Here is a 25,773-nt window from a genome sequence, read left to right as displayed (position 1 = left end):
TAAGGGCTGCGCCGCTCGTCAATCCACCACAAAACCCTGTGGGAGCGAGCAAGCCCGCTCCCACTAGGGCGATATCATCAAATCTGTAATAAGTTGCATCATTTGGTTACATTGATAGCCTTCACGAATCAATCTTTTCGAGTCCGCCATGGCCATCAACTTCGACCTCAACGACCTGCAAGCCTTTCGCGCCGTGGTCGAGCAGGGCAGTTTCCGCAAGGCCGCCGACACCGTGCGCCTGTCACAACCGGCTCTGAGCCGACGCATCGAGAAGCTTGAAGACGCCCTCGGCGTAAAGCTGTTCGAGCGCACCACGCGCAAAGTCAGTCTGACCCAGGCCGGGCGTGGCTTCATGCCCAGCGTCGAGCGTTTGCTGGATGATCTGGACGTGGCGCTGCTGGGCATCAGTGAAGTCGCATCGACCCGACTCGGTCATGTCACCGTGGCTTGCGTACCCTCGGCGGCGTACTACTTCATGCCGCGGGTGGTCGCTCGCTATCACCAGCAGTTTCCGCGAATCAAGGTCAAAGTCCTCGACTCCAGCGCCCACGATGTGCTCAGCGCAGTGGTCAACGGCGAGGCGGATTTCGGTTTGAGTTTTCTGGGCACGCAGGATGCCAAAGTCGATTTCGAACCGCTTGTGCAGGAGTGCTATGTCGTCGCTTGCCGGCGCGATCACCCTTTGGCCGGACGCAGCAGCGTGACCTGGGACGAGTTCTATCAGCAGGATTACATCTCGCTGGACAAGACGTCCGGCAACCGTTTTCTGCTCGATCAGGCCTTGAGCAGCGTGGTGCCGCAGCGCCCGAGCATCTGCGAGACGCGGCATGTGACGACCATGATTGGTCTGGTGGAGGCGGGGCTTGGCGTGGCGGCGGTGCCGTTGATGGCGATGCCCGGGCCGGATCATCCGATCCTGACGCGGGTGCCGTTGACCGATCCGCAAGTGATGCGCAGTGTCGGCATCCTCAAGCGCCGGGGTCGCACGTTGACCCCGGCGGCATTGGAACTGGAGCGGCTGGTGGTGGAAATGAAAGTCCAGCCGCCAACGCTTAGCGCTTGACCGAATCCAGCCCGGTGGCTTGCACGTCAGCCTGGGCGGCAGGCGCGGCGAGGTAGTCGAGCAGGGCCTTGGCCTCTTTTGGATGCTGCGCGCCGACCGGGATGCCGGCGGCGAAGCGCGTCACCGACTGCACCGACTCCGGAATCTTGCCGACAAAACTCACCCCCGGCACCGGCAGCAATTCGCTGACTTGCTGGAAGCCCAGTTGATAATCGCCGGTGGCGACCACCGAGCCGACCGGGACTTTCGGGATCATCTTCGCTTTCGGTTTCAGTTGATCCTCGACACCGAGTTTGTTGAACAACTCCTTCTCGATGTACACGCCGCTGGCGCTGTCGGAGTAGGCCACCGATTTTGCGTCGAGCAGGGTTTTCTTCAGGCTTTCGACGCTGCTGATGTCCGGCTTCGGCGCGCCTTCACGCACCACCAGACCGATCCGTGAATCCGCCAGTTCGACCCGCGAGGCCGGGTCGACTTTGCCCTGTTTGATCAGGTCATCGAGGGCGTAGCCGACCATGATCACCACGTCGGCGTGCTCACCGCGAGCGAGGCGGTTGGGGATCGCTTCCGGCGCCTTGCCCATCGACGGGCCGAGCTGGGTGTCGAGGGTGTTGCCGGTCGCGGCCGCGAATTTCGGACCGAGGATTTTGTACGCGGCGGTGAAGCCGCCCGACGTCATCACGTTCAGCTGTTCAGCATGGGCCAAAGCGCTGAACGCGAAGAGGGCGATGGCGCTGAGATTGATCAGTTTTTTCAAGGTGATTGCTCCTTATGCGGCAACCGGTTGCAAACGGCCGCCTGCGCGGCGATAGAGGTACAACGTGGCGCACAACGCACACAGTGCGCCGACGCTCATCCAGTAACCCGGCGCCGCTTTGTCGCCGGTGTACTGGATCAGGAAGGTCGACATCGCCGGGGTGAAACCGCCGAAAATCGCGGTCGCCAGGCTGTAGGCGAGGGAGAAACCGGCTACTCGCACTTCAACCGGCATGATCTCGGTCAGCGCTGGAATCATCGCGCCGTTGTACATGCCGTAGATGAACGACAACCACAGCAGCGACAGCAACATGTGACTGAAGCTCGGCGCCTGCACCAGGTACGACAGCGCCGGATAGGTGGTGGCCAGCGCCAGCAGTGCCATGGCGATCAGCACCGGACGCCGGCCGACACGGTCGGACAACATGCCGCCAATCGGCAGCCAGAAGAAGTTCGACACGCCAACCAGCAAGGTCACCAGCAACGCATCGGAAGTGCTCAGGTGCAGCACGGTCTTGCCGAAGGTCGGCGCGTACACGGTGATCAGGTAGAACGCGGTGGTGGTCAGCGCGACCATCAACATGCCACCGAGCACCACGCCCCAGTTCTGGCCAAGCGTGCGGAACACTTCCTTCATGCTCGGGCGGTGTTTGCGTGCGGCGAACTCTTCAGTTTCCGCCAGGTTACGCCGCAGGAAAAAGATGAAGGGCACGATCATGCAACCGACGAAAAACGGAATGCGCCAGCCCCAATCGGCAACCACATCCGGCGCCATCCACGCGTTCAGCGCATAGCCCAAGGCTGCCGCGACGATGATCGCCACTTGCTGACTGGCGGACTGCCAAGCGGTGAAAAAGCCCTTGCGGCCAGGGGTGGCGATTTCCGACAAGTACACCGAAACACCGCCCAGTTCCGCACCGGCGGAGAAGCCCTGCAACAGCCGTCCGATCAACACCAGCGCTGGCGCAAACAGACCGATGGTCTCGTATCCGGGCACCAGCACAATCAGGATCGTGCCGCTGGCCATGATCGACAGGGTGACGATCAACCCTTTGCGCCGACCGACGTCATCGATGTACGCACCCAGCACGATGGCGCCCAGCGGACGCATCAGAAAGCCTGCACCGAATACGGCAAAGGTCATCATCAGGGAAGCGAACTCACTGCTCGCCGGGAAGAACACCGCCGCGATCTGCGTGGCGTAGAAGCCGAACAGAAAGAAGTCGAACTGTTCGAGGAAGTTGCCCGAGGTGACCCGGAAAATGGCGCCGGCCCGCGAGCCGCCGTGTGGGATTGAGGCTGTCATAGAAAAATCTCCACCGCTTTTATGACGTGCGCGACGTGGAAGCGGCGCACGGTTGTTATTGCGGCGGATGGTCGCGCAGCTGTAACAGGATGTTAATTGCATTGTTGGCATGGATTGATGCGCAAAGCGGATCAATCCCCTGAAACACCACTTCCTGTGGGAGCGAGCCTGCTCGCGAAAGCGGTGGTTCAGGTAATGAAAATGCTGCATGTACCGATGTCATCGCTGGCAAGCCAGCTCCGACAGTTTTTGCGGTGTACCCGCTGTCCCTGCAACACCAAGCAAACCTGTGGGAGCTGACTTGCCAGCGATAGCGGCCTCACAGATAACTACAATCCCTGGCCAGTCCACGCAAAAACAAGGAATGATTCCAGTCCTCCGCAGTCGGAGTTCAGGTATCACACATCTGAAGGAGGTTCACCGATGAACAGCAAAACCCTAATCGCCAGCCTGGCCCTGGTCGCCGGCATTGCCGGGATCAGCCCACTTGTTCAAGCGGCGCAAACCTCAAGCGAACCCACGGTCCAGTCGCCGACCAGCGACCGCGAATTGAAGGTCAACGACCGGGCTCCAGACATTTATCAGCGCAGCGACAAAGCGTTGAAAAACTGGAAACAGAAGGGCTTGAAAGCGCCGGTCGATCAGGCGCAGTGGGTGCAGATCAATGACAAGTACGTGATGGTCATGATCACCAATGGCACCATTGTCGAGATGCAACCTGTCGAGCGTTAAGCACTTCGGTAACAATTGGCCATGGACGGTCGATTGCATTCGGGCGCTATTCGGGTAAAACGCGAAGGGCGTTTCGAGTGACTGGATGTCAGGAGCAATCGTTGGAAAAGAAACCGCTTTATCGCAAAGTAAATACCACTGCTCACAATGTCTGGCGCAACAATCAGGGCAGTCACTATCGGAATGAGCGTAATACCAAAGCCGAGAGGCGTAGCGAGGCGACGCGGGGTTCGATGCATGGAATCAAGCATCACGGCTACGATTACACGCCATTATTTCGCTTTCTGTTATCTCGCGTCGGAGGTAACTGGGATGAGATTTACAGTGAGGCGCTGGCGCGCCTTGATCGTCCGGAGCCAGTGTTCTGGATGGTGTCCATCCATGAAGATGATCGCGAGGACATTGTGCGACTGGGTGAGTCGAGCTACTTCAATGGCCTGTACGTCGATGAGCAAAAGCGTCTGCAAATCGTCAACCCGGACTTGAAGGCCGAGGAGATGAAACCCCATTGCCAGTGTTGCACCCATACTTTCAATGGCGTTGTGTTTGGCTTGCCTCCTGATTGAGTGTTTCCACTCGATAAACCGCCAATCATTGGTTAATGAGTTGCGAACAGCTGCCATTTCTGGGAAAACGCCCGCCAGTTAAGCGATTGAGTGAATGTCATGAATGATGAACTGCAGGTAATCGATCTCCAGGTGGGCGAGGGCAAGGCTGCCGTCAAAGGCGCGCTGATTACCACCCATTACACAGGCTGGCTGGAAGACGGCAGCGAGTTTGATTCTTCCCACAGCCGAGGCAAACCTTTCCAGTGCGTGATTGGCACGGGCCGGGTGATCAAGGGTTGGGATCAGGGGCTGATGGGCATGCAAGTGGGCGGCAAGCGCAGACTGCTGGTGCCGGCGCATTTGGGGTACGGCGAGCGGACGATGGGCAAGATTCCGCCGAATTCGAATCTGGTGTTTGAGATTGAATTGTTGGAGGTTTTGACGCGGGAGGATTGAGGCGGATGCAGTAATGACCGCCTCTCGTAAGCCTGAGAATCCGAGCGGCTTTCACGCCCAGTGCAGTGGTGGGGCCTGGGGGAAGTAGATGTACCGTGCCTAAGGCTGTGCCGCGCTGAACAGTGGAATCCGCCCATTGAGCGATGGGCGGTAATGCCACGTCAGTTGTTGCAGATTCACACCCTGATCAAGGATTTCTCTGACAGTCGCAGCGGCAATGTTCAACGCCAGCGTCTGCCCCGGACACTGATGCCGGCCGCTGCCAAAGCTGAAACTGCGCCGGTCAGGGCGATCCAGCAGAAACCGCTCGGGCTCTGCATTCAACAAAGGATCGCGGTTGGCCGAGGCCAGCAGCACCAGAATCACCTCTCCGGCCTCGAGCCGCACGCCATCGATCTCGCAAGTCTGCGCGACAAAGCGCCGAGTGTTCTGCACTGGCGGATCAAAGCGCTGAACCTCGGCCAACAGTGCGTCCACTGAGGCATGGCGCAATTCGGGCTGACGTCGCAGCGCAATCAGTGCATTGCCGATCAGTCCCGCACTGGCCTCGAACGTCTGCGAACAGAGACCGATCAGGTTGGCGATCAGGGTTTCTTCGTCTCCTGCAAATCGCTGCTCGATCGCCTTGAGCAACTCGCTATCGGCTTCGGCCAGCAACTCGATGAAATAGCCGTGCAATTGCTCCGCCGCCGCATGCGCCGCCGCCAGTTGCAGGTCATTGCTCAGCGGCGACAGGCAGGCGACGAAATCCGCGGTCAGTTCACTGATCGCCCGGCCTTGCGCCGGGGTGAAGCCGAGCAGCGCCGCGACCACGCACACCGGGCCGCGAAACATCGCCTTATATAAGCCGTCGGCGTCCGCCGTAATCAGACGCGCGGCCACCAGTGCGCGTACTTGCTCGTCATCTATCAACTGCAGAGACGGCTCGATTGCCGCACGCGGACAGCGCTGACGTTCGCCATCGTTCATCCGCATCAACTGCCCGAACACCTTGCCGGCCAGCCCCGAGGCAATCGCCTTGGGCACCGGTTCCTGCAACGGTCGCACCCGACAATCGGCATGCGTCAGCACCGCACGCACCGCTCGGGCGCTGCTGGCGACCCATAGCTTCAATCCATGATCAAAGGTCAGTCCGCCCTCGGCGCGCAGTTTGGCGTAGTAGGGGTATGGATCGGCATGCGTCGCAGCGATGATCGGGTCCATGGTTCACAGCCTTGTCGTCGGGAAAGTGATGCGAGTATCTTCAGTTCGCAGCGGCGACGATTCGTCGGGGAGCGAAATATGCACGCAGAACATCAAGACATCGGCGTTTCGCAGGTGGCGGCCGCCATCGCCGAACCGGCACGCACGAAAATTCTCTGCTCGCTGATGGACGGCCACGCCCGCACCAGCACTGAATTAGCGGCCGTGGCGGAAGTCAGCGCCTCCACCGCCAGTGCACATCTGGCCAAGCTCAAGGATCTGGCACTGGTGCGCCTGCATGTGCAGGGCCGCCATCGTTATTACAACCTCGCCGATCAGCGCGTGGCTCAGGCGCTGGAAGCGTTGATGGTGATCGGCCAGAACGCCGCGCCGATCTTCAAACCGCACACCCCGGATCGCCTGCAATTCGCTCGTACCTGCTACGACCACATGGCCGGCACGCTGGCGGTGTTGCTCCACGACCGTATGCTTGAGGCGGGGTGGCTGGTGGAAACCGATGAGCGGGCTTATCGCTTGAGCGGCACCGGCGACGCGTTGTTTGCGAGCTTGGGGATTGAGGTGCAGGACTTGAGTACCTTGCGCCGCAAGTTTGCTTGCCCGTGCCTGGACTGGAGCATGCGCCGGCCGCATCTGGGCGGTTCGTTGGGGGCGGCGTTGTTGCAGATGGCGTTGAAACGCAAGTGGGTGACGCAGGATCTTGATAGTCGGGCGTTAGCACTGACCGTGGCGGGGCGCAAGGAAATGGGTATGCGGTTTGGTCTTGAGTTGCCGTTAGACGCGAAGGTCAAAAGATCGCAGCCTGCGGCAGGTCCTACAGTAATCGCGTACACCCGATAATTCTCGACCCTGCCCAATCCCTGTAGGAGCTGCCGAAGGCTGCGATCTTTTGATCCGGTTTTGCACCTTGTGCCAATCCAACAGACTCGATACTGTACGCATAACCAGTATCGAGTCTTCGCCATGCAAATCATCGACAAGCTCAGCATTCTCGCCGACGCCGCCAAGTACGACGCCTCCTGCGCCAGCAGCGGTGCGCCCAAGCGCAGCTCCGAAGGCAAGAGCGGGTTGGGCTCGACCGATGGCATGGGCATCTGCCACAGCTACACGCCGGACGGCCGTTGCGTGTCGCTGCTGAAAATCCTCCTGACCAATTTCTGTCTCTACGACTGCCAATATTGCGTCAACCGCCGCTCCAGCGATGTGCCGCGTGCACGTTTCACCCCCGAGGAAGTGGTGACGCTGACCCTGGATTTCTACCGGCGCAACTGCGTCAGCGGGCTGTTTCTCAGTTCGGGGATCATCCGTTCGGCGGACTACACCATGGAACAACTGGTGCGCGTGGCGAAACTGTTGCGCGAGCAGCACGAGTTTCGGGGCTACATTCACCTCAAGACCATTCCCGAGGCCGATCCGGCATTGATCGAGGAGGCCGGGCGCTACGCCGATCGCCTCAGCGTCAACATTGAACTGCCCACCGACGCCAGCCTGCAAACCCTGGCGCCGGAGAAGCAGATCGGTTCGATCAAGCAAGCGATGAGCACCATCTACACCGGCGTGCAAACGGTGCTCAACGAACCGCGTTCGGCGAAGTTCGCCCCCGCCGGGCAAAGTACGCAAATGATCGTCGGCGCCGACGACACCGACGACAGCACGATCCTGCACAGCGCTCAGTCGCTGTATGGCAATTACCGCTTGCGGCGCGTCTACTATTCGGCCTTCAGCCCGATTCCCGACAGCCCGAAAAGCGTGCCACTGGCCGCGCCACCGCTGATGCGCGAACACCGTCTGTATCAAGCCGATTTCCTCTTGCGCAGCTACGGCTACAACGCTGATGAATTGCTCAAGGGCCCGGGTAATCTGGCGCTGGACATCGACCCGAAACTGGCTTGGGCACTGCAGAATCGCGAAGTGTTTCCGCTGGACCTGAATCGTGCCGAGCCGTCGTTGATCGCGCGTATTCCGGGCATCGGCCTGCGCACTACCGAGCGTCTGGTGCAATTGCGCCAGCAACGACGCATCCGCTACGAAGACGTGGCACGCATGCGCTGTGTGCTGGCCAAGGCCAAGCCGTTCATCATCACCAGCGACTACCACCCGCAGCAGGCCGAAGTCACCAGTCATATGCTCTATCAGCAACTGCGCGATCGGCCGCAGCCGCAGCAGATGGGGTTGTGGGGATGATCAATCTCGATTGCGACGACCTGTTCGACACCTGGCGCCAGCAGGCACGCTGGCTGCTCAGCCATGAAGTTGACCCGAGTCTGGTGAGTTGGGCGTCGGAAGGGGTGCGCGATCTGTTTGCCAGTGACGTCTCGGTACCCGAAGGGCAGGGGCCGTTTCAGGCACGCATCCCCCGCGCACTGCTCGACACCCTGGAGCAAGCCGCACGCTACCGGGGCGACCAGCGCTGGAGTCTGTTGTATGAAGTGCTGTGGCGAGTCAGCCATGGCGATCGCACGGCGATGATGGCCGGCGACAAGCTCGGCAGCGAGTTGCAGCGGCGGATCAAGCAGGTGCAGCGCGAAGCCCACCATTTGCATGCGTTCGTGCGTTTCATCGAACGCCCGCAGGATCAGCCAGGCCCGCAATACGTCGCGTGGCACGAACCGGCCCACGACATCCTGCACAGTGCCAGCGAACATTTCATCGGACGCATGGGCCGGCATCGCTGGTTGATCGCCACGCCGCGTGACGGGGTTTATTACGATGGCGAACAGTTGATTCATCAGCGCCAGTGCCCGGTGGAATGGCAGCAGCTGGCGCAGAACGTCGATGACCCGCATGGCGAGCTATGGCTGACGTACTACAGCCACATCTTCAACCCGGCGCGATTGAACGAGAAGGTCATGCAAGGGCATTTGCCGGTACGGTTCTGGAAGAATCTGCCGGAAGGGGAGTTGATTCCCGGGCTGATTACCCAGGCGCGCACGGGCAAGCAGCAGAACGGACAGGCCAGCGGGATTGCCGCGCGAGCCGGCAAGCGGATTGCCTTGAAACAGGATGAGCCTGAGCAGGTCGATCAGCGGGTTGCCGACGCCATCAGCAGACCAAAACCGGCAAAGGTCACCCCCGAGACTTTTGCCGCCAGCCAGGATCCTTTCGGGCTCGACAGCCAGCCTTTGGCCGCATTGGCGAGCAGGGCGTAGCTGCCGTGCACCAGAATTACCAGCACCGCGTAAGAGGCCACCAGTTTGAAGAACTGCGGGTAAAAAGCCTGTTCAGTGTCGATGAACTGCGGGAATACGGCCAGAAAGAAGAAGATCGCTTTCGGATTGAGAAACTGCAGGGACGCGGCTTCGAGAAAACGGTAGCCCGGACGAGAAGGGCGAACTTGCTGCAGGGTACGGAAACGATCTGAACGCCAGCTCTTGAAGCCCAGATACAACAGGTACGCAGCTCCGGCGTATTTCAGCACGGAAAACGCCTCGGCCGAGGCGCTGAGGATCAAGCCGACGCTGGTGGCGCTGAGGGCTGCCACCACGAAAGCGCCCGAGGCGATCCCTAGAATGCCGGGTACTGCGCCGGTCCAGCCCAGGCGCACGGCGTTGGACAGGGTCAGCACCACGCCCGGGCCGGGGCTCAAAATGGTCAGGGCGGCGAACAATACAAAGAGTCCGTAGCTGTGCATGATGTTGCTCCGTCGAATCGCGTGTCTGCGTGCGGGCAGATTGGCGTGGCGGCAACGCGCTGACAAACGCTTTAAATGCAGTGCATATGTGACTAAATTAGACCCATGAAAAATTCACTTCCCCCGCTCAATGCGGTTCGCGCCTTCGCTGTGGCTGCTCGTCATCAGAGTTTCAGCCTGGCGGCCGACGAGCTGCATGTCAGCCATAGTGCGGTCAGCCGCCACGTCAAATTGCTTGAAGAACATCTGGGCGTTTTGTTGTTTGAGCGGCGCATCAGGCAGTCGCTGCTGACGCCGGCGGGTGAGCTTTTTTATCAGCAAGTCAGCGCCGGTCTGGCGCAGATTGCCGACGCCGCTGCCGAGTTGAGGCGACAGGCAGCGCGGCCGACGATCACGATCAATGTCCGGCCGTCCTTCGCCCTGTTATGGCTGACGCCTCGTTTGGCGGACTTTTCGGTGCAGCATCCGCACATCGACACCCAGGTCGTCACGCAGACCCAGTCGCCGAATCCGGCCCGCGACGATTTCGACATTGTCATCCGCCGGGGCCGTGACGATTGGGCGCCGACGCTGGAGGCGCACGCGTTGTTCGAGGATGAATTGGTCATGGTCGCGGCGCCGGCATTGATTGAGCGACTGCCGCTGACAAATCTCGCCGGCCTCAGTGCGCATACCTTGCTGACCGTCAGGGCGCGGCGTGAAGACTGGCACCACTGGGCGAGGCATTTTGGCCAGAGTCAGAGCAGCACTCAGGTGATCCGTCAGTTTGATTACATGCACCGGGTGCTGGAAGCGGCCGTGGCGGGCGAGGGCATCGCGCTGTGTCCAACCACTTTGCTCGGCACGCATTTGTCGAGTGGTCGCCTGATCTGTCCGTTGCCGGATCTGCGCATGCCGCTGCCACGCTATTACTACGGCGTTGCCCCGCAAGCGTCGGCGCACACCGAAGTGTTCATTGACTGGCTACAGCAACAGCGTCCATGAAAAAGCCCTCATCGATCACTCGATGGGGGCTTTTGTGCCTAAGCAGCCGTCAGATCAAACCTTGACGATCCAGCCCGCTGGCGCTTCGATGTCGCCGGTCTGCACGCCAGTCAGCTCTTTGTAGAGTTTCTGGGTGACCGGGCCGACTTCGGTTTCGCTGTGAAACACGTGAAGGTGGTCGTTGTAACTGATACCGCCGATCGGGGTGATCACCGCCGCGGTGCCGCAGGCGCCGGCTTCCTTGAAGTCCGACAGTTTGTCGATCAGCACGTCGCCTTCAATCACTTCCAGACCCAGACGGGTTTTCGCCAGTTCGATCAGCGACAGACGGGTGATGCCTGGCAGGACCGACGGCGAGTTCGGGGTGATGAACTTGTTGTCGTGGGTGATCCCGAAGAAGTTGGCCGAACCGACTTCCTCGATCTTCTTGTGGGTCAGCGGATCCAGGTAGATGGCGTCGGCGAAGTGCGCTTTCTTCGCCTGGGAGCCCGGCATCAGGCTGGCGGCATAGTTGCCACCGACCTTGGCTGCACCAGTGCCTTGTGGGGCGGCGCGGTCGAAGCTGGAGATCTGGAAGTTGTGTGGGGTCAGGCCGCCCTTGAAGTAGGCGCCGACCGGGATCGCGAATACCGAGAAGATGAACTCCGGCGCGGTACGCACGCCAATGTTGTCACCCACGCCGATCACGAATGGACGCAGGTACAACGCGCCGCCGGTGCCGTACGGCGGAATGAAGCGCTCGTTGGCGCGAACCACTTCCTTGCACGCTTCGATGAACTGCTCGGTCGACACGTGCGGCATCAGCAGGCGGGCGCAGCTGCGTTGCATGCGCGCGGCGTTCTGGTCGGGACGGAACAGGTTGATCGAGCCGTCCTTGCAACGATAGGCCTTCAGGCCTTCGAAGCACTGCTGGCCATAGTGAAGGGCAGTCGAGCCTTCGCTGATGTGCAGCACGTTGTCTTCGGTCAGGGTGCCTTTGTCCCATTCGCCATTGCGAAAGTACGACAGATAGCGTTTGTCGGTCTTGATGTAGTCAAAACCCAGCTTGTCCCAATTGATGCTCTCGTTACCCATGACACCCTCTATCACTGAACAACCGTCGAAACGGTTCAAGGCTTCTGACGTTTTTTTGGATGGGCACAACAATACTTCATTCTTGAGCGGTTTCGCAGCCCGGACTATCGGATGACAGACAGATAATTCCGGTTGCGCCTGAGAATTCGCGAGCAGGCTCGCTCCCACATTTGAAATGCATTCCCATTGTGGGAGCGAGCCTGCTCGCGAAGGGGCCATTACAGCCACCCACCATCACAGGTGCAACGCATGCCCCAAAGCACGCAACGCCGCTTCCTGCACCGCTTCACCCAGGGTCGGATGCGCATGAATAGTGCCGCCAATGTCTTCCAGGCGCGCACCCATTTCCAGGCTTTGCGCGAACGCGGTCGACAACTCCGACACGCCAACCCCGACCGCCTGCCAGCCGACAATCACATGATTGTCGCGCCGCGCGACCACCCGCACGAAGCCGCTTTTTGATTCCAGGGTCATCGCCCGGCCATTGGCAGCGAACGGGAAGCTGGAAACGATGCAGTCCAGCCCGGCAGCCTTGGCTTCGTCCGGGGTCTGGCCGACCACCACCAGTTCCGGGTCGGTAAAGCACACGGCGGCGATGGCGGTCGGGTTGAATTCGCGGGATTTGCCGCTGATCAGCTCGGCAACCATTTCGCCCTGAGCCATGGCGCGATGGGCGAGCATCGGCTCGCCGCTGAGGTCGCCGATGGCGTAGACGTTGCGCATGCTGGTCTGGCAGCGGCTGTCGATCTTGATCGCCGAGCCGTTCATGTCCAGGTTCAGCGCTTCAAGGTTCCAGCCCTGCGTATTCGGCTTGCGCCCGACTGCCACCAGCACCTGATCGGTTTCCAGATTGAGGGTGTCGCCGTTCGGCTCACGCACCTGCAAGGTGCCGTCGAAACCCAGCACGCTGTGCTTGAGATAGAGCTTCACGCCCAGTTGCTTCAGTGCTTCGTGGACCGGTTGGGTCAGCTCGGCATCGTAGGCCGGCAGGATACGATCCTGCGCCTCGACCACGCTGACCTCGGCGCCGAGCTTGCGGTAAGCAATGCCCAGCTCCAGACCGATGTAACCGCCGCCCACCACCACCAGACGTTTGGGCACGGACTTCGGCGACAGCGCTTCGGTGGAGGAGATGATCGGCCCGCCGATTGGCAGGATCGGCAGGTTGACGCTGGTCGAACCGGTGGCCAGCACCAGATGCTCGCACTGAATCCGCGTATCGCCGACTTCCACGGTTTTGCCGTCGATGACTTTGGCCCAGCCATTGATGACCTGGACCTTGTTCTTTTTCAGCAGTGCGGCGACGCCGGTGGTCAGGCGATCGACGATGCCGTCCTTCCACTCGACGCTTTTGCCGATGTCGAGACTCGGCGCCGAAACGCTGATACCCAACGCAGAATGCTGACTGTGATGTTGTGTCTGGTGAAACTGCTCGGCCACGTGAATCAACGCTTTGGACGGAATGCAGCCGATGTTCAGGCAAGTGCCACCCAGCGATTGGCCTTCGACCAGAATCGTCGAAATGCCCAGTTGTCCGGCGCGAATTGCCGTGACGTAACCGCCGGGGCCGCCGCCGATGATCAGCAGCGTGGTGTTCAAGGTTTGCATGGCGTCACTCCACAAACAGGGTTGCGGGTTGTTCGATCAAGCCACGAATGGCCTGGATGAAGAGCGCCGCGTCCATGCCGTCGACCACGCGGTGATCGAAGGAGCTGGAGAGGTTCATCATCTTGCGGATCACCACCTGGCCCTTGATGACCATCGGCCGTTCGACGATTTTGTTCACGCCGACGATAGCCACTTCCGGCAGGTTCAGCACCGGGGTGCTGACGATGCCGCCCAGCGCACCGAGGCTGGTCAGGGTGATGGTCGAACCAGACAATTCGTCGCGGCTGGCCTTGCCAGTGCGTGCGGCGTTAGCCAGACGCGAGATTTCCGCGGCGCTGTCCCACAGGCTGCGCGCTTCGGCGTGACGCACCACCGGCACCATCAGGCCGACATCGCTTTGCGTGGCGACACCGACATGCACTGCGCCGAGGCGGGTGATGACCTGGGCTTCGTCGTCGTAACGGGCGTTCATCTGCGGGAAGTCACGCAGGGCGACGACCAGTGCGCGGACCAGGAACGGCAGCAAGGTCAACTTGCCCCGGCTGGCGCCGTGTTTTTCATTCAGATGCGCGCGCAGTTCTTCAATCGCGGTAACGTCGATTTCCTCGACGTAGCTGAAGTGTGCGGCACGCTGGGTGGCGTCCTGCATGCGCTGGGCAATCTTGCGGCGCATGCCGATAACCTGAATATGTTCTTCATCGTGACGCTGGGCGTACGCGGCAGCTGCCGGCGCCGAAGCGTTCGACTGACCTTGCGCCAGATAGGCTTCGAGGTCTTCGTGCAGCACACGACCGGCCGGGCCGGAACCGCGCACCAGACGCAATTGAATGCCCAGATCCAGCGCATGTTTGCGCACGGCCGGCGAGGCCAGCGGACGTTCATCGGCCTCGCGGGCAACCATCGGGCCCTGGCAAACCGGTGCCGGGCGCGGCCCAGCAGCAGCGGCAGGTTTGCTCTCGGCAACTGTTTCAACTTTCGGAGCAGCAGGCGGCTCTTGCGCAGCAACCGGTGCTAGCGCGGCGGACTCTTTCAGATTCCCGGCGCCTTCAACTTCAATGCTGATCAGCACACTGCCGACCGCCATCACTTCACCCGGCTGACCGCCGAGCGCAATGACCTTTCCGTGCACCGGCGATGGAATATCGACCATTGCCTTGTCGGTCATCACGTCCGCCAGCACCTGGTCTTCAACCACCAGATCGCCAACCTTGACGTGCCACTGCGACAGTTCGACTTCTGCGATGCCTTCGCCGATGTCCGGCATCTTGATAACGTGCGTGCCCATTCAGACCTCCATGACCCGTTTCAACGCCGCGCCCACTCGGGACGGCCCTGGGAAATACGCCCACTCTTGCGCGTGCGGGTAGGGGGTGTCCCAACCGGTAACGCGTTCGATCGGCGCTTCCAGGTGATGGAAGCAATGCTCTTGCACCAGCGACACCAGCTCGGCGCCAAAACCGCAGGTACGGGTGGCTTCGTGCACCACCACGCAGCGACCGGTTTTCTTCACCGACTTGACGATGGTTTCCAGATCCAGCGGCCACAGGCTACGCAGGTCGATGACTTCGGCGTCAACGCCACTTTCTTCAGCGGCAACTTGCGACACGTACACGGTGGTGCCGTAGGTCAATACGGTCACGTCCTTGCCCGGACGAGTGATCGCGGCGACGTCCAGCGGCACGGTGTAGTAACCGTCCGGCACCTGGGCTTGCGGGTGTTTCGACCACGGGGTTACCGGACGGTCGTGGTGGCCGTCGAACGGGCCGTTGTACAGGCGTTTCGGCTCAAGGAAGATCACCGGATCATCGTTTTCGATGGAGGCGATCAGCAGGCCTTTGGCGTCATAAGGATTGGACGGCATCACGGTGCGCAGACCACAGACCTGAGTGAACATCGCCTCGATGCTCTGGCTGTGGGTCTGGCCGCCGTAGATCCCGCCGCCGCACGGCATGCGCAGTGTCATCGGCGCGGTGAACTCGCCGGCCGAGCGATAACGTAGGCGCGCCGCTTCGGAAATGATCTGGTCGGAAGCCGGGTAGACGTAGTCGGCGAACTGAATCTCGGCCACCGGGCGCAGGCCGTAAGCGCCCATGCCCACCGCAACACCGACGATGCCGCTTTCGGAGATCGGCGCGTCGAATACCCGCGAGGTGCCGTACTTGGTCTGCAGGCCTTCGGTGCAACGGAACACGCCGCCGAAGTAGCCGACGTCCTGACCGAACACCACCACATTGTCGTCACGCTCAAGCATCACATCCATGGCCGAGCGCAGGGCCTGGATCATGGTCATGGTGGTCGTGGTCATGGCGGTTTCCAACTGAATATTGTTGTTGTGATCGTTCATGTCAGATCCCCAACTGCTGACGCTGGCGCTTCAAGTGCTCCGGCATCTCTTTGTAGACGTCTTCGAACATGGTCGCGGCGCTTGGAATCTGTCCGCCGGCAAGGGTGCCGTACTGTTCGGCCTGTTTCTGCGCGGCAATCACTTCGGCTTCGAGCTCGGCGCTGACGGCGGCGTGCTCTTCTTCCGACCAGTGGCCGACCTTGATCAGGTGCTGCTTCAGGCGGGCAATCGGGTCGCCCAGCGGGAAGTGGCTCCAGTCGTCGGCAGGCCGGTATTTCGACGGATCGTCGGAGGTCGAGTGTGGGCCGGCGCGGTAGGTGACCCATTCGATCATGGTCGGGCCGAGGTTGCGCCGGGCGCGCTCGGCAGCCCAGGCGGAAGCGGCGTAGACCGCGTAGAAGTCGTTGCCATCGACCCGCAGCGAGGCGATGCCGCAACCGACGCCGCGTCCGGCGAAAGTGGTGGCTTCACCCCCGGCGATGGCCTGGAAGGTCGAGATCGCCCACTGGTTGTTGACCACGTTGAGGATCACCGGCGCGCGGTAAACGTGAGCGAAGGTGAGGGCGGTGTGGAAGTCCGATTCGGCGGTGGCGCCGTCACCGATCCAGGCCGAGGCGATTTTCGTGTCGCCCTTGATCGCCGAGGCCATGCCCCAGCCGACGGCCTGAATGAATTGAGTCGCGAGGTTGCCGGAGATGGTGAAGAAACCGGCGTCCTTGACCGAGTACATGATCGGCAACTGCCGGCCCTTGAGTGGATCGCGCTCGTTGGACAGCAGTTGGCAGATCAGGTCGACCAGCGGCACTTCGCGGGCCATCAGGATGCTTTGCTGGCGGTAGGTCGGGAAGCACATGTCGTCGATATTCAAGGCCAGGGCCTGAGCACTGCCGATGGCTTCTTCGCCAAGGCTCTGCATGTAGAACGACATTTTTTTCTGGCGCTGGGCGACCACCATGCGGTTGTCGTAGATCCGCGTCTTGAGCATGGCGCGCATGCCCTTGCGCAGGATCTCGACCGGCACGTTTTCAGCCCAGGGGCCGAGGGCGTTGCCCTGATCATCGAGCACCCGAATCAGCCCACGCGCCAGGTCGGCGGTGTCGGCGGGTTCGACGTCAATGGAAGGTTTGCGCACCGTGCCGGCATCGGTCAGATGCAGGTAGGAGAAGTCGGTTTTGCAGCCTGGGCGGCCCGAGGGTTCAGGGACGTGCAGACGCAGCGGTTCATACGCTTGGGTCATGGCTTCTACGCTCGATCTTGTGAATTTCTTGTAGTGAGCTGGCAATCATTCTTGGGTGAAAGAAATCTTGTCCTACAACAATCATAGGCCCGGGCCAGAAGAATATTTCTCTCTGTTTCGTTGCGCTGGAGACGATTTGCAGATAGAAAATCTGCATAAACATAAAAAACAGGTGGTTTTGTCTCATGCGCAAACTGGACCGTACCGACATTGGCATTCTCAACAGCCTTCAGGAGAATGCGCGCATCACCAACGCCGACCTCGCACGCTCGGTGAACCTGTCGCCGACCCCGTGTTTCAACCGGGTCAAGGCGATGGAAGAATTAGGCCTGATTCGCGAGCAGGTGACGCTGCTCGATGCCGACCTGCTGGGCCTGCATGTGAATGTGTTCATTCACGTCAGCCTGGAGAAACAGGTCGAGGAGGCGTTGCAGCATTTCGAAGAGGCGATTTCCGATCGCCCCGAGGTGATGGAGTGCTACCTGATGGCCGGCGACCCGGACTATCTGATCCGGGTGCTGGTGCCGACGATTCAGGCGCTGGAGCGGTTCATGATGGACTTTCTGACCAAGGTGCCGGGGGTGGCGAACATTCGGTCGAGTTTTGCCTTGAAGCAGGTGCGCTACAAGACGGCGTTGCCGTTGCCGGCGAATGGGTTGACGCTGGGCACCTAGCGCTGACACTTTCGCCGCCTCTGGATCAATACCTTATTGCGGGGAAAGAGCTGAAACTCCGGATGTTTCGTGATCAGTCCACTTTTTGTAGCATCCAGATTTAAGATCGGCATACCCCGAAGCATTACTTCCGCTTTGTTTGGTCGTCGCGGTGACCTCGCGGTCTACCAGCCAATGACATCTGAGTTCGGCGCGAGTAATGCCTACGTAAGCTAAACGCAGTGCCTCATCTGATTGAGCGTTGTCATAAGGCGCTGGAGATTTGTCGCCCAGTTGGGTGAGGTTGTAAATGTCGTTGCGTTTGGATTTCGTCGGGTTATAGAAGCAATCACCGATAACGAAAACAGATTGCGCCTGCAATCCTTTGGACTTGTGAAAGGTCATCAGTTTGACGTTGCGCTGTTTTTTTTGCGCTTCGTGCAATAGGCCTCGTAGGGCTGTTCTGTATGCTTTTTCAACATCGCCAACGCGAAACACCATCAATATGCTATGACCGTCGTCATAGGCTTGTCTGACGAGTCGCAGAATCGTTTCGTCCGGCTCGACGATTTTTTTATCTTTAGCCACGTAGTGCATGTATACGGGTGTCTTTTGATTAACGACTTTTCCGTTCGCTGCAATCCCATGCTTGGCTTTATCGGTTGTTGTGGGACGGACAATTTGTTCGGCAGCATCAATGATTGTCTGATGGGAACGGTAGTTGTTCTGCATGTACAGAGTGTTGCGCGTATGGGCGTGGAAATGCTTATGGAAGTCCATCAGATACTGGGGTGAGCTACCGCGCCAGCCATAGATACTTTGCCAGTCGTCGCCGACTGCCATCAGGCTGTTGCCCAATCCGGGCAGGCCTTGATTACGATTACGGATCTCTTTGCAGCATTGCCGGACCCAGGAAATATTCAAGCCGGACACGTCTTGGAACTCATCAATCATGAGGTGTCGCATGCCGTCTAGCTCGGCTGTTGGAATGCGCTTAATATTTTCCGGATTGTGTTCGCCAAACAGTGCGAATGCCTTGTTGAAGGTAATCAATCTTTTGGGCGACATGCTTTCCAGATAATCATGAAAGCCGCGCCAATAGATCTGCAAGGCGAGGTAGAAAGGCTCGCGTGGGTCGCCCGGCGTAAAATCTAATGAACCGATCGCCTGGACGACATCCAACCCCAGGTTCTCGATGTAGTTGGCTTCGGCAAAGAACACTTCGGTCAGCTTCGTTTCCTTGATAGTCGTGCCCGGCAAGTGATAATCAAAACCGGCATCCTGAACGATCATGTGCTCGGCATTGCCCATCAGTGTCTTTGCGGCCATAACGTTATTGATGAGAATGTATTTTTTCCCCCGATAACATTCTCCAATCATCGCCTGGCGGCTCCAGCTCTCTTGTTTGAGATTCACTGTCTGGCCTTCGCGCCTAGGAATTTCGCCCGACTGGTTTTTCGTGTCCGGCCAACCAAGAATTACCAGTGTTTCCAACTCTTCCAAGTAACCGTGGGCTATGAAGGGTTTTCTTTCGATGTTGAACGTTCGACGCTCGGCCACACCTGGAATTGGCCATAGACCCAACTCTGCCCATGCGGCCTCAATTTCATCGCAGACAGCTTCATCCTTATCGGACATCTTGCCGAGAATCTGATTTTTTTTGTTTCGCATGGACTCAGACATAGGATCCGGCTTGACGAAGACGATCGATTGGTAGAGATCCAGGATGTGCTTTTTGAACGTCAGGTCTTTCTCGTAAAGGCTATTGAATACTTGGGAAAGAACCAATCCTTGCTCATTCGTGATCTTTGACGAGAAGGGGTTTTCCAGCTCGTCCTCATCCTCACCTGATTTTTTTGCGCCCAAGAAATCGAAATAGTCGATAGGCGCATCCGAGAACGCTTTCATGAAGCCGAATACTTTGCTGTGAAAGGTGCGTACCAAACTCTTAGTTTGATTCTCACTCAGGTCTTTGCCCCACGATTTGAAAATCTTCACCATCTTTTTCTGCAAGTCTTTTTTAGACTCAGTGGTGAAGGTAGTCACCTGCATGTGATGAAGGGGGATGCCCAGGTGAAAGTGTTTAAGCACAACACGCAAGGCTAACGTCGTGGACTTCCCGGAGCCCGCGCCAGCGATCACTGAAGTACAGGTCGTGTCGGCAAAGATCATTGCCCACTGCTGATCGCTCGGTTGTTCTTTCTCATCAAGTTTTTCCCACACCTCGTCGCGCATTTTCTGCTTGATATCATCGGTGATGGGCATGAGTTCATTGTCAAAAAGGGAGTGATCCTCTCCTGGCAAGGATGCGGCTGAGCGCAGGTCGTTGATCTCTAGAATGGCGCGCCCCTCTGCATAACCCTCAGCGTAGCCGAGAACCTTTCCGGCAAGCAGGCCCGCGTCATTGCCAAGCTTGATTCCTTCTTCTCTACCCTCGAAGAAGGATCGCCCGTCAATGGCTTTGAGTGCCTCAAGGACTTTGGATGACAAGTAGGCGATTGCGCGACGAGAAATAGAAAGGTGGCGATTGAATGTTTCAGGTTCCAGTTCAGGGGGTTGCCCCTGTGGAGAAGTTTGACTCATGGTTTCCCTGCAAAAAGTCTTCTCGACGAAGTGTGACTTCGACGATGTCCGTGTTATTGCTCACCTGCGCATTTGTAGTCGCAGGGAGTCTCCCGTAGCGGTTTAGGTTTCCGGATATTACACGGTAGTGGCATTTTGGCTAGGGCACGGTCCAGAGCGCTCCTTTAAATGAGGGAGCGAATAATCATCTGGGCAATTGAACTCACATTTTGTTGATCGGAATCTTCAGGTAGACAACGCCATTACCTTCCGCCGGCGGCAGGTTGCCGGCCCGCACATTGACCTGAATCGCCGGCAGCAAGAGCGTCGGCATGCCCAACCCGGCATCGCGTTTGGTGCGCATCTCGACAAACGCCGCCTCGTCGATCCCGTCATGCACATGAATATTGCTCAGACGCTGCTCCCCGACGGTGGTCTGGCACTGCGCGGCGCGGCCTTCGGGCGGGTAGTCGTGGCAGACGTAGAGTTTGACGCTGGCGGGGAAGGCCAGCAGTTTGTGGATCGAGTTGAACAGTTGGTGCGCGTTGCCGCCGGGGAAATCGCAGCGAGCAGTGCCGACGTCCGGCATGAACAGCGTGTCGCCGACCAGAATCTGTTCGCCATCGATCAGGTAGGCCATGTCCGCCGGGGTGTGGCCGGGGACGTGCAGGGCGGTGGCCTTGAGGTTGCCGATCTTGAACGATTCGTTCGGTGCGAACAGGTGATCGAACTGCGAGCCGTCAACGCAGAATTCCGGTTCCAGGTTGAACAGCGCCTTGAACACGTTCTGCACCTTGCTGATGGACTGGCCGATCGCAATCTTGCCGCCCAGTTCGCGGCGCAGGTACGGCGCGGCGGACAGGTGGTCGGCGTGGGCGTGGGTTTCCAGCAGCCATTGCACCTGCAAGCGGTGTTCACGGACGAAGGTGATGATTTTGTCGGCCTGCGCGGTGCAGGTGCGACCGGCAGCGCCGTCGTAATCGAGTACCGGATCGACGATTGCACACTGCCCGCCATCGGCTTCATAGACCACGTAGCTGTAGGTCGAGGAGGCGGGGTCGAGGAAAGCTTCAATCTGCGCGGGCATGGACACCAACCTGAACCAGGGAAATGGGTTGCAACACTTTATCTAAAAACATAATGTTCGCAGCTTAAGTGACGTTGAAGGCATCGTGCAAATGCAATCCAGTCTGACCGAATGTGAAGTCGCCCAGTTGCGGGCGTCCGCCTCCAAGGCCTGCGCGCTGCTCAAGGCGCTGGCCAATGAGGATCGCCTGTTGATCCTGTGCCAGCTGACCCAGGGCGAGCGCAACGTAGGCGAGCTGGAAAAAATGACCGGCGTGCGCCAGCCGACCCTGTCCCAGCAACTGGGCATCCTGCGTGATGAAGGCCTGGTGGCGACCCGTCGCGAAGGCAAATACATCTTTTACGGTCTGGCCAGTCCTGAAGTGATTCAGGTGATGAAGACCCTGTCCGGGTTGTATTGCGGAGCGGTGCTGAAAAGCCTGGGCCATCAATAAATGTCAGCCACCACACAATCTCTGTAGGAGTGAGCCTGCTCGCGATAGCGGTGTATCAGCCAATATCTTCATAGACTGACATACCGCTATCGCGAGCAGGCTCACTCCTACAATGGATTTATGTGAAGGCCAAGAAATCCTTGCATGCAGCAATAAGGAACAAGCAATGAACGATCAACACTGGGGCCCATCCATCAGTGCCGATATCGTGGTCATCGGCGGCGGCACCGCCGGCATCGGCTTCGTCGCCAGTCTGCTCAAGCGTGATCCCACTCTAAAAGTGACCGTGATCGAGCCAAGCGCCCAGCACTACTACCAACCGGCGTGGACGCTGGTCGGCGGTGGCGCCTACGACGTCAAGGACACCGTGCGGCCGATGAGCAAAGTGATGCCGCGTCAGGCCACCTGGATTCAGGCGGCGGTGACTGGCATCGATCCCGATCAGCGCCAGTTGACCCTCAACGATCAGCGCACCGTCACTTACCAGAACCTGATCGTCTGCCCCGGCCTGCGTCTGGCCTGGGAGAAGATCGAAGGCCTGCAGGAAAGCCTTGGTCAGCACGGCGTAACGTCCAACTACAGCTATCAGCACTCGCAGTACACCTGGAATCAGGTGCAGAAACTGCGCGGCGGCAAGGCGCTTTTCACGCAGCCGGCGATGCCGATCAAATGCGCCGGCGCGCCGCAGAAGGCGTTGTACCTGTCGTGCGATCACTGGCGCAAAACCGGCGTTCTGAACAAGGTCGAGGTTGAATTCAACCTGGCCGGCGCCGCGTTGTTCGGTGTCGCGACCTTCGTCCCGCCACTGATGAAGTACATCGAAAAGTACAACGCGCAACTGGCCTTCAACTCCAACCTGGTCAAGGTCGACGGCCCGGCGAAAACCGCCTGGTTCGAGGTCAAGGATCCTGACGGCAACCTCACCATACAGGCGAAAACCTTCGATCTGCTGCACGTGGTGCCGCCGCAAGTCTCGCCGGATTTCATCGCCCAGAGCCCGCTGGCCGACGCTGCCGGCTGGTGCGAAGTCAATCCACACAGCCTGCAACATCCGCGTTACCCGGAAGTGTTCGGCCTCGGTGATATTTGCGGCACCAGCAATGCGAAAACCGCTGCCGCCGTGCGCAAGCAGGTCGTGGTGGTCGCGGAAAATCTACTGGCCGTGCGCAAGCAACAACCGCTGCCACTGAAGTACGACGGCTACGGTTCGTGCCCGCTGACGGTGGAGAAGGGCAAGGTGATCCTCGCCGAGTTCGGGTACGGCGGGAAGTTGCTGCCGACCTTCGCCCTCGATGCGACCGTGCCGCGCCGCTCGGCGTGGTTCCTCAAGGCGACGCTGCTGCCGTGGTTCTACTGGAACGGCATGCTCAAGGGCCGCGAGTGGCTGACCGGTTTGTCCAAAGTCGACTGAGAACTCCCTATGCTGCTGGCAAGTCTGTTTGGCGTATTGATGGGGCTTATTCTCGGGCTGACAGGGGCGGGTGGCGGAATTCTCGCGGTGCCGGCGCTGGTGCTTGGCCTCGGCTGGAGCATGACCCAGGCCGCGCCCGTGGCGTTGTTCGCCGTCGGTAGTGCGGCGGCAGTCGGGGCGATCGACGGCTTGCGTCATGGTCTGGTGCGTTATCGCGCGGCGCTGCTGATTGCCGCGCTTGGCGCGCTGTTTTCGCCGCTGGGCATTTATTTCGCGCACCAGTTGCCGGAGAAGATCCTGATGATCCTCTTCAGTCTGCTGATGGTCATGGTGGCCTGGCGCATGCTGCGCCGTGAGCGTGCGCAAGAGGGGCCGAGCGACCACGGCCACGCGAGCTGGGGGCAGAAAAACTGCATGCTCAATGAGCAGACCGGTCGTTTCGACTGGACCGCCAAATGCACCGCGACCCTCGCGGCGCTGGGTGCGGTGACCGGTGTGGTTTCGGGCTTGCTCGGCGTTGGCGGTGGCTTCCTGATCGTGCCGGCGTTCAAGCAACTGACCGATGTGCAAATGCGCGGGATTGTCGCCACTTCGCTGATGGTGATCAGCCTGATTTCGGCGATTGGCGTGATCGGCTCGTTTCACGCAGGTGTGCGGATTGATGCTCAGGGCGCGGCGTTTATCGTGGCCAGCATCGTCGGCATGATCATCGGCCGCAAGCTTTGTGCGCGGGTGCCGGCGCGGACGTTGCAGGTGGGGTTTGCCAGCGTGTGTCTGGTGGTGGCGGGGTATATGTTGTTGCGGGCGTAAAGCAAAAATCGCAGCCCGTGAGGGCTGCGATCCATCAACCGGTTACAACACCAGATGCGGCAACCACAGCGAAATCGCCGGAATATAGGTCACCAGCATCAACACCAGAAACAGCACCGCATAAAACGGCAGCAGCGCCTTCACGGTGCTCTCGATACTGACCTTGCCCACCGCCGAGCCGACAAACAGCACCGCGCCCACCGGCGGTGTTATCAGCCCGATCCCGAGGTTGACCAGCATGATCATGCCGAACTGCACCGGGTCGACACCGATGCCGAGAATCACCGGCATCAGGATCGGCGTCAGAATCAGAATCAGCGGCGCCATGTCCATCACTGTGCCGAGCAAGAGCAGCATGACGTTGATGCACATCAGGATCACGTAGCGGTTGTCCGACAGGGTCAGGAACAGCGTGGTGATTTTCGCCGGAATCTGCATCAGGGTCATGATGTAGCCGAAGCTCGCGGCGAAACCGATCAGGATCATCACGATGGAAATGGTGCGTACCGTGCGGTGCATCAGCTTCGGCAGTTCACGCCACTTGTAGTCGCGGTAGATGAACATGGTCACGAAGAACGACCACAACACGGCGATGGCCGCCGATTCCGTGGCGGTGAAAATCCCCGAGAGGATGCCACCGAGGATGATCACCATCGCCATCAGGCCCCAGAGGGCTTCGCCGACGATTTTCAACGCCTGGCGCATCGGGATGACTTCACCCTTGGGGTAGTCGCGTTTTTTCGCGAAAATCAGGCACAGCACCATCAGGCAGGCGCTCATCAGCAACCCCGGCACGATGCCCGCCATGAACAGCGAGGCAATCGAAACCGTACCACCGGCGGCCAGGGAGTAGAGAACCGAGTTATGGCTTGGCGGAGTGAGCAGGGCTTGCACCGAGCCGCTGACGGTCACCGCGGTGGAGAAATCCCGTGGATAGCCCTTGCGTTCCATTTCCGGAATCAGTACCGAACCCACCGACGCGGTGTCGGCCACCGAGGAACCGGAGATCGCGCCGAAAAAGGTCGAGGCGACAATGTTGACCAGCGACAGGCCACCGCGCACGAAACCCACCAGCACCCCGGCACATGCCACCAAACGCCGGGACATGCCGCCCTCGGCCATGATCGCGCCGGCCAGAACGAAGAACGGAATGGCCAGCAGCGAGAACTTGTTCACCCCCGACGCGACCTGGATCATCACCGCCTGGAACGGGATGTCGATCCACCATGCACCGATCAGCGCGGCGGCGCCCAGCGCATAGGCGACTGGCATGCCGATCAGGATCAACAGGATAAAACTGCCCAGCAGAATCAGAGCGTCCATTAAGCGCCACCTTCACTTTCTTCAACCAGATCGAACTGCACGACCCGCCGTTTGCTCTGGTCACCGAGCAAGAGTTTTTCCAGGACGAAAACCAGCGTCAGCAAGCCGCCCACGGGAATCGGCAGATAGGTCACGCCAACCCGCAGATCGGGCAGGGCCGCCATGAACTGGTTCCAGGTGGACATGCACAACTTGGCGCCCCAGATGGTCATGAAAATGCAGATCGACGCCATGAGCAGTTGCGAGAATATCGCCGCCGCAGATCTGAGTTCCGGTGGCATGCGGTCGGTGAGCATGGCCACGGCCATGTGCGCGCCGGCGCGGTAACTGGCGGCGGCACCGATGAAGGTGAACACCATCATCAGCAGGATCGCCGTCGGCTCTGGCCAGCTCGAACCGGTGCCCAGCACGTAGCGGGCGAAGACGCCCCAGGGAATCATCAGGGAAATCGCCAGGACGGAAAGGCCGGCGACCCAGATGCACGTCATGTAGATCTTGTCGTTGATACGCAGCAGTAGATTCTTCATCGGGTTCCACCGTAACCGGGCGCGCCTG

The 25,773-nt window shown here is 59.6% G+C and carries 24 protein-coding genes and 1 pseudogene; 12 read left to right on the top strand and 13 right to left on the bottom strand.

What is annotated here, in order from left to right; translation table 11 throughout:
* Window positions 1–148: 148 nt before the first annotated feature.
* Entirely contained in the window at window positions 149–1,063 is a 915-nt protein-coding gene (locus tag LVD08_RS15255) for a LysR family transcriptional regulator (RefSeq protein ID WP_097088034.1), read from the top strand.
* Here LVD08_RS15255 and LVD08_RS15250 read toward each other — a convergent pair.
* Complete coding sequence (locus tag LVD08_RS15250) at window positions 1,053–1,820, bottom strand: substrate-binding domain-containing protein (RefSeq protein ID WP_183782735.1); 768 nt, start codon at window positions 1,818–1,820, stop codon at window positions 1,053–1,055. The two genes, LVD08_RS15255 and LVD08_RS15250, sit on opposite strands and share 11 nt — an antisense overlap.
* A 12-nt stretch (window positions 1,821–1,832) precedes the next feature.
* Window positions 1,833–3,125 carry an MFS transporter gene (gene tcuC, locus LVD08_RS15245; protein WP_027613231.1) on the bottom strand — a complete coding sequence of 431 codons (1,293 nt, stop codon included), beginning with the start codon at window positions 3,123–3,125 and terminating at the stop codon, window positions 1,833–1,835.
* A 423-nt stretch (window positions 3,126–3,548) separates the two neighbouring features.
* On the opposite strand from tcuC, the gene LVD08_RS15240 reads away from it, so the two are divergent.
* From LVD08_RS15240 to LVD08_RS15230, 3 genes are all read left to right on the top strand, one after another.
* Window positions 3,549–3,857: an RcnB family protein gene (locus LVD08_RS15240; protein WP_027613230.1), complete on the top strand. Its 309-nt coding sequence runs from the start codon at window positions 3,549–3,551 to the stop codon at window positions 3,855–3,857.
* Between the two features lie 101 nt (window positions 3,858–3,958).
* Window positions 3,959–4,423: a hypothetical protein gene (locus LVD08_RS15235; protein ID WP_115990137.1), complete on the top strand. Its 465-nt coding sequence runs from the start codon at window positions 3,959–3,961 to the stop codon at window positions 4,421–4,423.
* A gap of 99 nt (window positions 4,424–4,522) precedes the next feature.
* The gene (locus tag LVD08_RS15230; RefSeq protein ID WP_247268555.1) at window positions 4,523–4,861 is read left to right on the top strand and encodes an FKBP-type peptidyl-prolyl cis-trans isomerase; all 339 of its coding nucleotides are present in this window, start codon (window positions 4,523–4,525) and stop codon (window positions 4,859–4,861) included.
* Between the two features lie 99 nt (window positions 4,862–4,960).
* Here LVD08_RS15230 and LVD08_RS15225 read toward each other — a convergent pair whose 3' ends face one another.
* Window positions 4,961–6,064, bottom strand: a complete 1,104-nt coding sequence (locus LVD08_RS15225) for a cytochrome P450 (RefSeq protein WP_247268554.1) — start codon at window positions 6,062–6,064, stop codon at window positions 4,961–4,963.
* Between the two features lie 78 nt (window positions 6,065–6,142).
* Between LVD08_RS15225 and LVD08_RS15220 the strand changes: the two genes are divergently transcribed.
* From LVD08_RS15220 to LVD08_RS15210, 3 genes and pseudogenes are all read left to right on the top strand, one after another.
* Window positions 6,143–6,901 carry an ArsR/SmtB family transcription factor gene (locus LVD08_RS15220; RefSeq protein WP_247268553.1) on the top strand — a complete coding sequence of 253 codons (759 nt, stop codon included), beginning with the start codon at window positions 6,143–6,145 and terminating at the stop codon, window positions 6,899–6,901.
* Between the two features lie 123 nt (window positions 6,902–7,024).
* Window positions 7,025–8,245 carry a putative DNA modification/repair radical SAM protein gene (locus tag LVD08_RS15215; protein WP_047293587.1) on the top strand — a complete coding sequence of 407 codons (1,221 nt, stop codon included), beginning with the start codon at window positions 7,025–7,027 and terminating at the stop codon, window positions 8,243–8,245.
* Window positions 8,242–9,060: pseudogene (locus LVD08_RS15210) on the top strand (TIGR03915 family putative DNA repair protein); the annotation flags it as partial. The gene LVD08_RS15215 and the pseudogene LVD08_RS15210, both read left to right, overlap by 4 nt.
* Window positions 9,061–9,083: 23 nt before the next feature.
* Here LVD08_RS15210 and LVD08_RS15205 read toward each other — a convergent pair.
* A complete protein-coding gene (locus tag LVD08_RS15205; protein WP_247268552.1) occupies window positions 9,084–9,692 on the bottom strand; it encodes a LysE family translocator in 609 nt (202 codons plus the stop codon).
* Window positions 9,693–9,797: 105 nt separating this feature from the next.
* On the opposite strand from LVD08_RS15205, the gene LVD08_RS15200 reads away from it, so the two are divergent.
* Window positions 9,798–10,676 (top strand): LysR substrate-binding domain-containing protein, encoded by an 879-nt coding sequence (locus LVD08_RS15200; protein ID WP_247268551.1) that lies wholly within the window; start codon window positions 9,798–9,800, stop codon window positions 10,674–10,676.
* Window positions 10,677–10,730: 54 nt separating this feature from the next.
* Here the strand turns inward: LVD08_RS15200 and LVD08_RS15195 are convergent, their stop codons facing one another.
* From LVD08_RS15195 to LVD08_RS15175, 5 genes are all read right to left on the bottom strand, one after another.
* Window positions 10,731–11,750: a branched-chain amino acid aminotransferase gene (locus LVD08_RS15195; RefSeq protein ID WP_027613221.1), complete on the bottom strand. Its 1,020-nt coding sequence runs from the start codon at window positions 11,748–11,750 to the stop codon at window positions 10,731–10,733.
* Between the two features lie 234 nt (window positions 11,751–11,984).
* Window positions 11,985–13,358, bottom strand: coding sequence for a dihydrolipoyl dehydrogenase (gene lpdA, locus LVD08_RS15190; RefSeq protein ID WP_097088020.1), 1,374 nt, complete (start codon window positions 13,356–13,358; stop codon window positions 11,985–11,987).
* 4 nt (window positions 13,359–13,362) lie between these two features.
* Window positions 13,363–14,643: a dihydrolipoamide acetyltransferase family protein gene (locus tag LVD08_RS15185; protein WP_247268550.1), complete on the bottom strand. Its 1,281-nt coding sequence runs from the start codon at window positions 14,641–14,643 to the stop codon at window positions 13,363–13,365.
* Window positions 14,644–15,702 (bottom strand): alpha-ketoacid dehydrogenase subunit beta, encoded by a 1,059-nt coding sequence (locus LVD08_RS15180; RefSeq protein ID WP_003224000.1) that lies wholly within the window; start codon window positions 15,700–15,702, stop codon window positions 14,644–14,646.
* Window position 15,703: 1 nt separating this feature from the next.
* Window positions 15,704–16,939 (bottom strand): 3-methyl-2-oxobutanoate dehydrogenase (2-methylpropanoyl-transferring) subunit alpha, encoded by a 1,236-nt coding sequence (locus tag LVD08_RS15175; RefSeq protein ID WP_003224001.1) that lies wholly within the window; start codon window positions 16,937–16,939, stop codon window positions 15,704–15,706.
* A gap of 185 nt (window positions 16,940–17,124) precedes the next feature.
* Between LVD08_RS15175 and bkdR the strand changes: the two genes are divergently transcribed.
* Window positions 17,125–17,613, top strand: a complete 489-nt coding sequence (gene bkdR / locus LVD08_RS15170) for a Bkd operon transcriptional regulator BkdR (RefSeq protein ID WP_007965286.1) — start codon at window positions 17,125–17,127, stop codon at window positions 17,611–17,613.
* Between the two features lie 33 nt (window positions 17,614–17,646).
* Here the strand turns inward: bkdR and LVD08_RS15165 are convergent, their stop codons facing one another.
* Entirely contained in the window at window positions 17,647–20,175 is a 2,529-nt protein-coding gene (locus LVD08_RS15165) for a UvrD-helicase domain-containing protein (RefSeq protein ID WP_247268549.1), read from the bottom strand.
* Between the two features lie 202 nt (window positions 20,176–20,377).
* Complete coding sequence (locus tag LVD08_RS15160; RefSeq protein WP_247268548.1) at window positions 20,378–21,241, bottom strand: MBL fold metallo-hydrolase; 864 nt, start codon at window positions 21,239–21,241, stop codon at window positions 20,378–20,380.
* Window positions 21,242–21,332: 91 nt separating this feature from the next.
* Between LVD08_RS15160 and LVD08_RS15155 the strand changes: the two genes are divergently transcribed.
* The 3 genes from LVD08_RS15155 (at window position 21,333) to LVD08_RS15145 (ending at window position 23,895) form a co-directional block, all read left to right on the top strand.
* Window positions 21,333–21,674 (top strand): ArsR/SmtB family transcription factor, encoded by a 342-nt coding sequence (locus LVD08_RS15155; protein WP_007965280.1) that lies wholly within the window; start codon window positions 21,333–21,335, stop codon window positions 21,672–21,674.
* Between the two features lie 166 nt (window positions 21,675–21,840).
* Window positions 21,841–23,085, top strand: coding sequence for an NAD(P)/FAD-dependent oxidoreductase (locus LVD08_RS15150; protein WP_247268547.1), 1,245 nt, complete (start codon window positions 21,841–21,843; stop codon window positions 23,083–23,085).
* 9 nt (window positions 23,086–23,094) lie between these two features.
* Window positions 23,095–23,895, top strand: coding sequence for a sulfite exporter TauE/SafE family protein (locus LVD08_RS15145; protein WP_103369163.1), 801 nt, complete (start codon window positions 23,095–23,097; stop codon window positions 23,893–23,895).
* Window positions 23,896–23,937: 42 nt separating this feature from the next.
* Here the strand turns inward: LVD08_RS15145 and LVD08_RS15140 are convergent, their stop codons facing one another.
* Together LVD08_RS15140 and LVD08_RS15135 are read right to left on the bottom strand one after the other, a co-directional pair.
* Window positions 23,938–25,218 (bottom strand): TRAP transporter large permease, encoded by a 1,281-nt coding sequence (locus LVD08_RS15140; RefSeq protein ID WP_027613212.1) that lies wholly within the window; start codon window positions 25,216–25,218, stop codon window positions 23,938–23,940.
* Window positions 25,218–25,745 (bottom strand): TRAP transporter small permease, encoded by a 528-nt coding sequence (locus LVD08_RS15135; protein ID WP_247268546.1) that lies wholly within the window; start codon window positions 25,743–25,745, stop codon window positions 25,218–25,220. The genes LVD08_RS15140 and LVD08_RS15135 overlap by 1 nt, the downstream gene beginning before the upstream one ends.
* Window positions 25,746–25,773: the final 28 nt, after the last annotated feature.

It is taken from the genome of Pseudomonas sp. YL2 (assembly GCF_023063025.1).
GTDB lineage: Bacteria > Pseudomonadota > Gammaproteobacteria > Pseudomonadales > Pseudomonadaceae > Aquipseudomonas > Aquipseudomonas putida_A.
This window is presented reverse-complemented; position numbering and strand designations above follow the sequence as displayed.

What these genes read in the sequence shown, in the direction of transcription:
- LVD08_RS15255 (WP_097088034.1), top strand. Translation starts at nt 149, where the DNA reads ATGGCCATCAACTTCGACCTCAACGACCTGCAAGCCTTTCGCGCCGTG.
- tcuC (WP_027613231.1), bottom strand. Translation starts at nt 3,125, where the DNA reads ATGACAGCCTCAATCCCACACGGCGGCTCGCGGGCCGGCGCCATTTTC.
- LVD08_RS15240 (WP_027613230.1), top strand. Translation starts at nt 3,549, where the DNA reads ATGAACAGCAAAACCCTAATCGCCAGCCTGGCCCTGGTCGCCGGCATT.
- LVD08_RS15230 (WP_247268555.1), top strand. Translation starts at nt 4,523, where the DNA reads ATGAATGATGAACTGCAGGTAATCGATCTCCAGGTGGGCGAGGGCAAG.
- LVD08_RS15225 (WP_247268554.1), bottom strand. Translation starts at nt 6,064, where the DNA reads ATGGACCCGATCATCGCTGCGACGCATGCCGATCCATACCCCTACTAC.
- LVD08_RS15220 (WP_247268553.1), top strand. Translation starts at nt 6,143, where the DNA reads ATGCACGCAGAACATCAAGACATCGGCGTTTCGCAGGTGGCGGCCGCC.
- LVD08_RS15215 (WP_047293587.1), top strand. Translation starts at nt 7,025, where the DNA reads ATGCAAATCATCGACAAGCTCAGCATTCTCGCCGACGCCGCCAAGTAC.
- LVD08_RS15205 (WP_247268552.1), bottom strand. Translation starts at nt 9,692, where the DNA reads ATGCACAGCTACGGACTCTTTGTATTGTTCGCCGCCCTGACCATTTTG.
- LVD08_RS15200 (WP_247268551.1), top strand. Translation starts at nt 9,798, where the DNA reads ATGAAAAATTCACTTCCCCCGCTCAATGCGGTTCGCGCCTTCGCTGTG.
- LVD08_RS15195 (WP_027613221.1), bottom strand. Translation starts at nt 11,750, where the DNA reads ATGGGTAACGAGAGCATCAATTGGGACAAGCTGGGTTTTGACTACATC.
- lpdA (WP_097088020.1), bottom strand. Translation starts at nt 13,358, where the DNA reads ATGCAAACCTTGAACACCACGCTGCTGATCATCGGCGGCGGCCCCGGC.
- LVD08_RS15185 (WP_247268550.1), bottom strand. Translation starts at nt 14,643, where the DNA reads ATGGGCACGCACGTTATCAAGATGCCGGACATCGGCGAAGGCATCGCA.
- LVD08_RS15180 (WP_003224000.1), bottom strand. Translation starts at nt 15,702, where the DNA reads ATGAACGATCACAACAACAATATTCAGTTGGAAACCGCCATGACCACG.
- LVD08_RS15175 (WP_003224001.1), bottom strand. Translation starts at nt 16,939, where the DNA reads ATGACCCAAGCGTATGAACCGCTGCGTCTGCACGTCCCTGAACCCTCG.
- bkdR (WP_007965286.1), top strand. Translation starts at nt 17,125, where the DNA reads ATGCGCAAACTGGACCGTACCGACATTGGCATTCTCAACAGCCTTCAG.
- LVD08_RS15165 (WP_247268549.1), bottom strand. Translation starts at nt 20,175, where the DNA reads ATGAGTCAAACTTCTCCACAGGGGCAACCCCCTGAACTGGAACCTGAA.
- LVD08_RS15160 (WP_247268548.1), bottom strand. Translation starts at nt 21,241, where the DNA reads ATGCCCGCGCAGATTGAAGCTTTCCTCGACCCCGCCTCCTCGACCTAC.
- LVD08_RS15155 (WP_007965280.1), top strand. Translation starts at nt 21,333, where the DNA reads ATGCAATCCAGTCTGACCGAATGTGAAGTCGCCCAGTTGCGGGCGTCC.
- LVD08_RS15150 (WP_247268547.1), top strand. Translation starts at nt 21,841, where the DNA reads ATGAACGATCAACACTGGGGCCCATCCATCAGTGCCGATATCGTGGTC.
- LVD08_RS15145 (WP_103369163.1), top strand. Translation starts at nt 23,095, where the DNA reads ATGCTGCTGGCAAGTCTGTTTGGCGTATTGATGGGGCTTATTCTCGGG.
- LVD08_RS15140 (WP_027613212.1), bottom strand. Translation starts at nt 25,218, where the DNA reads ATGGACGCTCTGATTCTGCTGGGCAGTTTTATCCTGTTGATCCTGATC.
- LVD08_RS15135 (WP_247268546.1), bottom strand. Translation starts at nt 25,745, where the DNA reads ATGAAGAATCTACTGCTGCGTATCAACGACAAGATCTACATGACGTGC.